Raw genomic sequence first — 10,057 nt, forward strand, 5'->3', positions numbered from 1 at the left:
CACTCATGTTTTGAATTTACGAATTTTTGGTTTCGGCACACAAGCACCGCTGCGCTAATGCTTGCGCGAGATGGGTAATGTGAGGATGGGCCAATGAGACAATGAGCCTATTAGACGATTAGAAAATGGGGCGGAGGCCATGGGGTAATGAGCCTCTTTGATTGCGCCACAGAGTTAGTACATTGCCCCTACTCCGTTCAAATGTACAAGTGCCCAGAATTTCCCAACTTTAAAGCCTAAACCCACCCCAACATGTACTACCTCCTTTTTTACGACACGGTTGATGACTACATTGAGAAGCGAGCCCCTTTTCGCGAAAAACATTTGGCACTTGCGCAGGATTACCACCAAAAAGGACGGCTCATTATGGCCGGCGCGCTGGCTGAACCTGCCGACGGTGCCGTGCTGGTTTTTTGCTGCGACTCGCCCGAAATCGTAAATGCCTTTGCCGAAAAAGATCCCTACGTGCAAAACGGACTCATTACGCGCTGGTACGTGCGCGAGTGGACGGTTGTGTTGGGCGGCAACAAACCGTGAACCTCAGCGCTTGTGGTTTTGTGCACTCAAACCACATCACCCTGCGCGTTTAACAGTTCTTGCCTCTGCAATCGCGCAAGGTTGTTTAGCTTTGTGCAAACGCTTAGCCCTACGACCCATGAAAAAAGTTCTCCTCATTTTGCTGGCCCTTGTTGTGCTCTTTATCGGGGCACTGGTTGCCATTCCGTTTTTGTTTAAAGACAAGCTGGTTGATTACGCCCGCACCGCGGCCAATGAGCACCTCGACGCCAAGGTTGATTTCGGCGACTTCAGCCTGTCGCTCATCCGGTCGTTTCCCCATTTCTCTTTTCGTATTCACGACGTTACCGTAGATAACAAAGAGCCCTTTGAAGGTGTGCGCCTGGCCGAAGTAGGTACGCTGGAATTTACCCTCAACCTGTTGCCACTGCTCAACGGACGCGTGGTGATTAATGAATTCGGACTGAGCAATACCCGCGTGGATGTTCGGGTGCTGGAAGACGGCAGCGCCAATTACAACATCACCAAAAGCGATGATGAAGCAGATGTGGACGAAGTGGTTTCGGAAGAGGAAAGCGATTTTAAACTGGAACTGAAACGATACTTTCTGCACAATTTCAGCCTGTTGTATGACGATGCCCCCCTGCTTACCCGCCTCGAAATGGAAGGTCTGAACCACGAGGGCTCGGGCGATTTTTCGCAAAACGTGTTTACGCTCAGCACCCACAGCACCATTGACATGCTGAACGTGGACTACGACGGCATTCGCTACCTGCGCAAGGCCAGGGTAAAGGCCAACGCCGATATAGACATGGATTTCAACTCCTACACATACACCCTGCGAGACAACGAGATTTTCCTCAACGAACTGGAACTGGGTGTGGACGGATGGGTGGCCATGCCCGAAGACCCCATAGATATGGACCTTACGTGGTACGCCAAAAAAACCGATTTCCGACATTTTTTATCGCTTGTACCCGCAGAGTTTGCCAGCGACCTCACAGGCGTGGATGTAACCGGAAATTTCGGGCTGAACGGTTTTGTGCGCGGAACCTACAGCGAAACCAACTACCCCGGATTCAGCCTGGATATGCAGGTTTCCAACGGCCGGTTCAAATACCCCGACCTGCCCTCCTCTGCCGATAACATTGCCATTCAGTGCAACATTGACCACCCGGGCGGAGACCTCGACAACATGGTGGTGAACCTATCGAAATTTCACGTGGATCTCGCCAACAACCCCCTTGATTTTACCCTGCTTCTCAAGCACCCCATGTCTGACCCCGACCTGAATGCCCGCCTCAAGGCAGCCCTTGACCTCAGCAAATTGGGTGAGGTGGTTCCCATGGAAGATGAACTTAAAGGCTCGTTTGATGCCGATATTACCGCCAAAGGCCGCTATTCGGCCATTGAAGAAGAACGCTACGAAGATTTTGAGGCAGCCGGACACCTCAACCTGCGCAACTTTGAGTACCACAGCACCGACGGCTACGACATGCTGATTCACGAGGCAGCCTTCTCGTTCAATCCGCGCTACGCCGAAATGAGCGCCTTCAACATGGAAATGACCGGCATGGACCTGCAGGCCGAAGGACGGCTCGAAAACTACATCGCCTACGTGCTCAAAGATTCTACCCTGGTAGGGCAGCTCAACATGCGGTCGAAGAAAATTGACGTGAGCGCCTTTTTGGGTGACGACGAAACCGAAGCCGCCGCCGAAGAAGCAGAAGCCGAAGCCTATTCCGCCATTGAAGTTCCGGGCAACATTCGTTTCACCATGAACGCCGCCATCGACGAACTACTCTACGACGGCATTTCGATGACCAATGTCAGCGGAGGAATTGATGTGGCAGACCAACAGGTAAAGCTCCGTAACCTCGTGATGGATGTGCTGGACGGAAAAGTTACCATGAACGGCGCCTACAACGCTCAGAATCCATCCAAACCCAAGGTTGATTTCAGCTACGACATCCGCAATATGGACATTCGTCAAACCGCCGACAACTTTGTGACTGTTGAGCGTTTTGCACCGCTGGCCAAGAAAGCCACCGGAAAATTCTCGAGCAAAATGAGCTTTACTTCCTACCTCGATCACGAACTCAACCCCGACCTCGAAAGCGTGTACGGAAAAGGCTCGGTCGAAACCAAAAGCGTGTTTATTGAGGGCTTTGAGCCGCTCAACGAGCTGGCCCGCGTTCTTAAAATCGAAAGGCTCGCCACGCAGAACATCCAGGACGTTCGCTTTACCTTTGAGATACTAAATGGCCGCGCATACATTCAGCCTTTCGATGTGAAAATTGACCAGATCAACACCAACATTGCCGGAAGCACAGGCCTCGACCAAACCCTTGATTACGCCATGCGCATGACCATTCCCACCAAAATGCTTCAAGGTGGTGCGCTCGATATGGTGCAGGGCCTGATTGGTCAGGCAGGAGCATTGCTCGGTCAGGAAGTTTCCATCGGCGACAAGATTGACGTGGACATTGCCGTAGGAGGTACGGTAGAAAAACCCACGTTCCGCCCATCTTTTGGTGGCATGAAAGGAGGCAAAAGCCCCGCTGATATGGTGAAAGACAAAATCAAGGAAGAAATGGACAAAGCCCGCGAAGAAGTGGTGGGCCGCGCCGTGGAAGAAGCCCGTGCGCAAGCCGAACGCATTCTGAGTGAAGCCCAGAAACAAGCAGATGCCATTCGCCGGGAAGCCAAAACCGCCGCCGACCGCGTGCGTTCTGAAGGGCGTGCTGCCGCCAAAAAGCTGGAAGACGAAGCCGGCAACCCCATTGCGAAAGCAGCCGCACGCGCCGCAGGTGAAAAGTTGATTCGCGAGGCCGACCAGCGCGCCGACCAGGTAGAGCGCGAAGCCAATACCCGCGCCCAAGGCATTGTGGACGGCGCACGCAAACAAGGTGATAAACTCATTGACGATGCAAAAGCCACGGTGGAATAGTATTTGCCACGGGCCAGACTTATGAAAGCTATTAAATGGATGGGTTGGATGATGTGCGTGTTCATTGTATGGAATGCGCAGGCACAGGATCATTGCGAACCCACAGAAAACAAAAAGGCGCAAAAGCTCTACGAGCAAAGCCAAAACAAAAAGAAGTACGACTCCAGGCAACGCCACGGCTTTTTGAAAGACGCGCTGGATGAAGACCCCGACTGCGTTGAGTGCTATTTTGCCCTGGGCGAAAGCTCTTTCAAACGGGCCCAGTCTGGAGGAACGTCTTACTCCGGTTCGGTGGGGTACTTCAAGTCCCTGATTGAACGCTGCACCCACTACCACACCGATGTGTACTACTACCTGGGAGTAGCGCATTACGCCATGCAGGATTATGCCGGTGCACACCAATATTTCAAGGCTTTTGTTGAATTTCCGGACGAGCCTGACCGGATGTCGCGCGATTACACCCGCAAGTACGACGAGGTAATGGACATCCTGCCGGAAGTGGAGTTTTACGCTGAATTCCTCAACAACCCCGTTCCGTTTAATCCGGTAATTGTAAAAGGCGTTTCCTCCGAGTGGGATGAGTATTTACCCATGCTCTCGCCCGACAACCTCCTGATGTTTTTCACCCGAAAACTTGAGCGCAAAGCCAAAGGCGATTTATACGGCCGCGAAGTGGAGGAATTCACCATGAGCCGACGCGAACATCCGGGCGGCACTTTCGATAACGGCGAGGCCCTGCCCCCACCCTTCAACATCGGCGATAATTATGGCGGTGTTACCCTTTCGGTTGACAACCGCGAAATGATTATCACGGTATGTCGCCCCGGAAAAATGGGCTACACCAACTGCGATTTGTACAGCACCACATGGGAGAAGGTGTATGATGAACGCACCGGCAAGGAGATATTCAAGTGGGGCGAACTGGTAAACCTGGGCCCAAATGTAAACACCGACGATGGCTGGGAAGCACAACCCTCGCTCTCGGCCGACGGAAATACGCTGTTCTTTGCCACAGCCCGCGAGCACAGCACACCCGATTCGCAAGGAAATCCGAGCATTGACATTTTCTACAGCGTGCGCGGTGCCGACGGCACGTGGGGCGTTGCCAAAAGCATCGGTGAGTCCATCAACACGGGCGGACATGAAAAATCGCCCTTTATGCACACCGACAGCAAGACCCTGTACTTTTCGTGCGACAGCAGACCGGGGGCAGGTGGCTACGACATTTTTTACACCCGTCAGCAGGAAGACGGAAGCTGGACGCCACCCAAAAACATCGGTGTTCCCATCAACACCGCCGAAGATGAACACGGATTGATTGTGAGTACAGACGGTAACCGGGCCTATTATGCGTCAAAAGGAATACCGGGTGCCCGAGGTCTGGACATTGTGTCGTTTGAAATGCCCGAAAAAGCCCGGCCCGAAAAGGTGATGCTTGTGAAGGGCGAGATGACCGATGAGTCGGGGCAGTTGGTAGAAGGCGCCCGTGTAGAGCTTCACTACGCCGAAAGCAAAAGGGTTGACCGCGTTCCGGTGAATCAGGAAACCGGCAGCTACGTGGCCGTGATTAACGTGGAGCATGAGGACGTGGTAATGACCATCGAGAAAGAAGGCCACGCCTTTGAGGCGCACGTGTACACCAAAGAAATGGCCGAAGAAAGCATGGGGGTTGCCGAATTAAAAAGTGAGGTAAAGCCCATCCGGGCCAACAAGCCCTACACCATTCACGATATCTTCTACGCTACCAACTCGGCCGAAATTGATGCAAAATCCAAGCTCATCCTCGTTCAATTTGCTACCTATCTCAACCGCAACCCCAACATGAAAATTGAGATTGCCGGACATACTGATAGCCGGGGCGACCGCGAAATGAACATGCTCTTGTCTCAGGAACGCGCTTTTGAGGTGAAGAAATTTCTGGAGCAATCGGGTGTGGCCGCCCAGCGATTGAGCTACAAAGGCTACGGTCCAACCAAACCCGTTGCCGACAACAATACAGCCGAGGGGCGGGCCAAAAACCGGCGCACGGAATTTATCATCCGATAAACTGTAAACGTACCCCGTTGGTGATTGATTCTTTGTACCTTTGCCGCTCGAAAAAATCACCAAAAAACACCCCATGAAACACATTGCATTGTTTTTGTTTGCGGCGGCGCTGTTGGCGTCATGCGGCGAGCAACCGGCTGCTACTGCCCCCGAAGCCACTGAGACAGCCGTTACGCTGAACTTTTACGGCGACACCATTGACACCGAGGGAGCTATTCACGCTTCTGAGCTTTTCGCCCTGGTGCAGGAGCACGGTACCTTCGAAGGAAAAGTAAAAAGTACCATTCACCAGACCTGCATGAAAAAAGGCTGCTGGATGAAAGTGGATGCCGGAAACGGCGAGGAAATCCGGGTAACCTTTAAAGACTACGGTTTCTTTGTGCCTACCGAGGGCGTTGAAGAAATGGAAGTGTATATGGCAGGTGTGGCGTACTTCGACACTACATCCGTTGAAGCACTTCAACATTACGCCCACGATGCCGGTAAAAGCGCCGAAGAGATTGAAGCCATTACGGAGCCTGAGTACGCGCTCTCTTTTGAAGCTACAGGCGTAATCATCAAGGAATAGTTCACGAGCTTTACGACATTTCAAAAGCCGCTCCTCAGGGGGTGGCTTTTTTTGTGCGGATTGAGGTAAGAATAGGTACTGGTCCACAAGCAAAAACCCCCGCCGCAATACCTGCAACAGGGGTTTAAGCAGTGCTATTCGAGAGTTTCATACCATCAGTCTTGAACCTTTATCGCCCGTTTTACAAGCAGTTCATCATCCACAAACAAGGTGTAGTGATACAACCCGGCGGGTAAACCGGCGGCATCCCACACGTAGGTGTAGGTACCTGCGCTTTGCTCTGCATTTTCGAGTTGCGCTACTTCACGGCCATTGCCATCGTGTATTTTCAGCATCACCCTGCCGCCCTGCTCAAGGGTGTAGCGGATGGTGGTGTGTGCACTGAAAGGGTTGGGCGTGTTTTGCCTGAGTATATTGCCCGACTCCTTTTTATCCTCATCCAGCGGATACATCAGTCCACCCTGCCCCTGACTTTTGGAACCTCCCGTACCATTGCAGCAGTCATTTACCTGCTCCTGAAGGGCACTTAACTGATCCAGCACATCAGCCAACACGGCATTCTGAGATTCAATGATCTCTTGTTGCTCCTGGATGGCCTTAGTCAGAATGGGAGTTAATCCTGCATAGTTCACACCGAGGTAATCAATAGGTTCTGCAGTGACATTACCCAAAGTATCATATGCGGTGAGCATGCGCGATGCACGCACAAGTTCAGGAACTACTTCCTGCATTTCCTGAGCAATCATACCGAATTTGGTTCCCGTAGAAAAACCAAGATGGGGAAATTGGCTTACATTGAATTGATACTGCTTTGGCTCCAACCCGGCGATAATTTCCAGCGCATTCTCAAGTGGTTCAACGTTAGTCTTGAACTGTGCATCCGAATTCTGAATAAAATCATCAGCGAAAACTTCACCCCAAACCTGAACATTTCCCTGGAAAGCACCGGCAAACTCACCTGGGTTGCCTACTGCCCCGTCAATACCAGCCGATAGACCAACTATCTCAGTAGTCGGATCAATTGGTGTTGATCCGTAAGTAGCCCTTGCCACGACTCCCATATTAGAGCCCTCATGATTTCTGGCAAGTGCAACTACTGCCCAACCATGAAAACCGACGATAGGGCCGGTATCACTTGTAACATTTCCGCTAAAGGCATTCACACCAATATTACGCCAGGCATTGAATGCTTCAAAATGGCCTCCATGATTATTTTGTCCTTCTTCCGTATTCCCTCCACGGCAGCGACCAACAACTGCAAAGTGATCTTGCCATTCCTCATCCTCATATGAGTTCTCACCGTATATAGCCATACTGAAGAATGGCCCCGATTCCAAATTACTGGCGTTGGCGTTGTTTAGCCATGACATAAACTTTGGCCGAACTCCTACATCGATACCCACACCAAAATTGCCGTACTCCATCAGCCGCATCCTTTCGGTTGCGTTGGTGCTGAACAGAATGGATTGATTGGCATCGTGGCGGATTTGGAGGGGTGCGGACGGAGTTGAATTATCCCAACCTATATATGAGCCTGGCGGTGCAAAATTAATATTGTTGCCTTCAAATGTAGCTTGGGCTATACACTGTCCAAACAATAAACTTTGCAAAATGATTGACACAAAAATTAAATTTTTCATGATGTTAAATTTTAATTAGTTTGAATTTTTGACTTTCACCATTTTCATAATCAACCACCAAAAAGTAAAGCCCCTTGGCAATATGCCCAACATCACCGAATAGTGCATAATTATCACTTGTTGTTTCTTGTGAAATCAACCGACCATCGGAACCAAAAAACCTGATAGTCTTCCGAATTCCATCGTGGTTACTGAAATTGACACTAAAATTGTCTTTGAAAGGATTGGGAAATACCTGAACGACGACATCATTAACTAAATGATCATTAAAGGATGTTACCGTTTCACACTCAGGACAGGTTTCGGGGTTCTCAGTAAGACAGACACAGTCTACCAAGTAATATACTTGGTAGTTAAAATATTCGTCAGAACATGCAACATTGATTGAATCCAAGCTAAAATGATTTCCAATAGCTAGGTATTGGTAAGCAGAATCAGCAGTAAAATATCCCTCAATTTTTGTCCAGTTGAGAGTATCCGAAATCATATCTTCAGTAAAAACATGTGGAGCATTTGATATGGGCATAGTAACTTCCCACGGCCAATCGGCATAGGCTTGCATGGTTAGTTGGGCACCAAATTTGTCTGCCCAGCAATCACTCGAACCAGTAGCGGGTACACCTCTAATAACATAAAACGACAAATAGTAAGTTTGACCAACTACTAACGGATTTGTCAGTTCTACCCCCATCAATTCACTGTTACCCGAAGGAATATGTAATTGACCTATTCCACTATACGCGTCACCGTGCAGGGCAGGCGTATCCGAGGCCATAAAATTATCTGGCACACTAACTCCACCGGGAACAGCGCATGCGTTAAAATAATCTGGTGTAATTCTGAATGACATCCAGCCAGTAGCCAGCTCAATCTGCGAAATATTATCCGGACACTCCTCATACTCCTCAAAACTCCAGTTTGGCACCAGATTCTGCGCGCTCATAAAAGCGGGAAAAAATAAACTGAAAAAAAGGGCTTTACATTTCATGATTGAAAAGTTTAAAAATGGCGTTTTGATAGCCGGACAACTGCCGGTTACCGGGCCTCAGTTGCTGAGGCACTGATTTTAAAGTTAGGATATTTCTTTCAGCGCGGCAAGCGCGCTATGGCGGATGCCCGCAAAACCTACACAGTAATACGTACCTTGCGAGGCTATAAACTAATGTAGCCCGTAGCCCGTAGCCCGTAGCCCGTAGCTGGCATATTGCTGTTTATGGTTCATTTGGTGTAGTTGGTGGATTAAAGGTAAACATTCGTTTTAAAAAAACAAGTTTTTTTCGTGGGTTTTATTACGGTGAACCTTTCTCGTTCAGGCTTCTGCAAATCTGTAGGGATGAGTACAAGACATGAAGGCTTATTGGGGCTTGAGCCAATGAGATGATGTGGTGATTAGACGATGAGACAATTAGAGGATTAGACAATGAGTCAATTCGGACATTTAACCAATGTAGCCAAGGCATGTGATTGTAAGCCAAGGCTCTGAACGCGTATACTAAAGCAGGCGGGGACGCCTTGGAAACTAACGCGTAGCGGGACGCTACGCTGAACATAGTTGATGAGGCTTGAGCCGATGAGACGATTAGACAATGGGGGCCTTGTGGTTGAGAATTCAGAAAATCAAGAAAACAAAACCCCCGCCGCAATACCTGCAACGGGGGTTTAAGCAGTGCTATTCGAGAATTTCATTCCTATATCGGAACGCGAACGGATTGACTACGTCGAATTTCATTTCACGCGAAAGCGGTATTAAACCACACCCAAAATAGTGTACTCTATCCCATTTAAAGAAAAGCTGTCCTTCTCTTTTTTGGCGAGCAATAATTTGCCAATAGGCGAGGCCGGAGAAACAGCAAAAAAGGTTTCGTTTTCCTGGGCAACTTTTCCAATACCTGCGGCCAGGTAAAAATTGCCCTTGTTGGTGTAAACCAGGCTTCCTAAAACGACCTTACCTCCTGTGTTGTTCGGATTGATTTGGATGAGGTGCTGCCTGATGTGTTGCATTTCCATCAGTTGAGCCGACAGTTTCTCCGTTTCCAGTTGCGCCATGGCTCTTCCGGTTTCGTGTTTGTCGCCGGCGCTGCTTTTGGTTTCGTTATTGGCTGCTTGCTGCGTTTCTTTTAAAATTTGTTGCAAGGCCGCAATTCGTTCTTCTGCAATGGCCAAACAACGTTGGTGAAGTGCTTTTTTTATGGAAGAATGGGCCGGCATGTTTTGATTTGGAGTGAAGGGTTAAAGATAGGGGTTCGGTACACAAGCACCTCCGGGCTATAGCGCGAGAAAGGGATGGTGTTTTCCTTGCGCACTTAGCGCCTCCTATTGCGTCCTTTGCGGTTAAAA

The 10,057-nt window shown here is 49.7% G+C and carries 7 protein-coding genes; 4 read left to right on the forward strand and 3 right to left on the reverse strand.

The features are described 5' to 3' along the window. The first annotated feature begins 252 nt into the window (after positions 1–252). The 4 genes from EA392_14440 to EA392_14455 all read left to right on the forward strand — a co-directional run bounded on the left by EA392_14440 (position 253) and on the right by EA392_14455 (position 6,080). Positions 253–537 carry a hypothetical protein gene (locus EA392_14440; GenBank protein TVR36764.1) on the forward strand — a complete coding sequence of 95 codons (285 nt, stop codon included), beginning with the start codon at positions 253–255 and terminating at the stop codon, positions 535–537. Next, entirely contained in the window at positions 440–3,466 is a 3,027-nt protein-coding gene (locus EA392_14445) for an AsmA family protein (protein TVR36765.1), read from the forward strand. The genes EA392_14440 and EA392_14445 overlap by 98 nt, the downstream gene beginning before the upstream one ends. Positions 3,467–3,487: 21 nt before the next feature. After that, positions 3,488–5,512, forward strand: a complete 2,025-nt coding sequence (locus EA392_14450) for a hypothetical protein (protein TVR36766.1) — start codon at positions 3,488–3,490, stop codon at positions 5,510–5,512. A gap of 73 nt (positions 5,513–5,585) precedes the next feature. Then, a complete protein-coding gene (locus tag EA392_14455) occupies positions 5,586–6,080 on the forward strand; it encodes a DUF4920 domain-containing protein (protein TVR36770.1) in 495 nt (164 codons plus the stop codon). A gap of 155 nt (positions 6,081–6,235) precedes the next feature. On the opposite strand, the gene EA392_14460 is transcribed toward EA392_14455, so the two are convergent. The 3 genes from EA392_14460 to EA392_14470 form a co-directional block, all read right to left on the reverse strand. Further along, the gene (locus tag EA392_14460) at positions 6,236–7,720 is read right to left on the reverse strand and encodes a T9SS C-terminal target domain-containing protein (protein ID TVR36767.1); all 1,485 of its coding nucleotides are present in this window, start codon (positions 7,718–7,720) and stop codon (positions 6,236–6,238) included. Positions 7,721–7,724: 4 nt separating this feature from the next. Further along, the gene (locus tag EA392_14465; GenBank protein TVR36768.1) at positions 7,725–8,708 is read right to left on the reverse strand and encodes a T9SS C-terminal target domain-containing protein; all 984 of its coding nucleotides are present in this window, start codon (positions 8,706–8,708) and stop codon (positions 7,725–7,727) included. Between the two features lie 758 nt (positions 8,709–9,466). Continuing rightward, positions 9,467–9,928 carry a 3-oxoacyl-ACP synthase gene (locus EA392_14470; GenBank protein ID TVR36769.1) on the reverse strand — a complete coding sequence of 154 codons (462 nt, stop codon included), beginning with the start codon at positions 9,926–9,928 and terminating at the stop codon, positions 9,467–9,469. Positions 9,929–10,057: the final 129 nt, after the last annotated feature.

It is taken from the genome of Cryomorphaceae bacterium, assembly GCA_007695365.1.
GTDB lineage: Bacteria > Bacteroidota > Bacteroidia > Flavobacteriales_D > SKUL01 > SKUL01.

What these genes read in the sequence shown, in the direction of transcription:
- EA392_14440 (TVR36764.1), top strand. Translation starts at nt 253, where the DNA reads ATGTACTACCTCCTTTTTTACGACACGGTTGATGACTACATTGAGAAG.
- EA392_14445 (TVR36765.1), top strand. Translation starts at nt 440, where the DNA reads ATGCCTTTGCCGAAAAAGATCCCTACGTGCAAAACGGACTCATTACGC.
- EA392_14450 (TVR36766.1), top strand. Translation starts at nt 3,488, where the DNA reads ATGAAAGCTATTAAATGGATGGGTTGGATGATGTGCGTGTTCATTGTA.
- EA392_14455 (TVR36770.1), top strand. Translation starts at nt 5,586, where the DNA reads ATGAAACACATTGCATTGTTTTTGTTTGCGGCGGCGCTGTTGGCGTCA.
- EA392_14460 (TVR36767.1), bottom strand. Translation starts at nt 7,720, where the DNA reads ATGAAAAATTTAATTTTTGTGTCAATCATTTTGCAAAGTTTATTGTTT.
- EA392_14465 (TVR36768.1), bottom strand. Translation starts at nt 8,708, where the DNA reads ATGAAATGTAAAGCCCTTTTTTTCAGTTTATTTTTTCCCGCTTTTATG.
- EA392_14470 (TVR36769.1), bottom strand. Translation starts at nt 9,928, where the DNA reads ATGCCGGCCCATTCTTCCATAAAAAAAGCACTTCACCAACGTTGTTTG.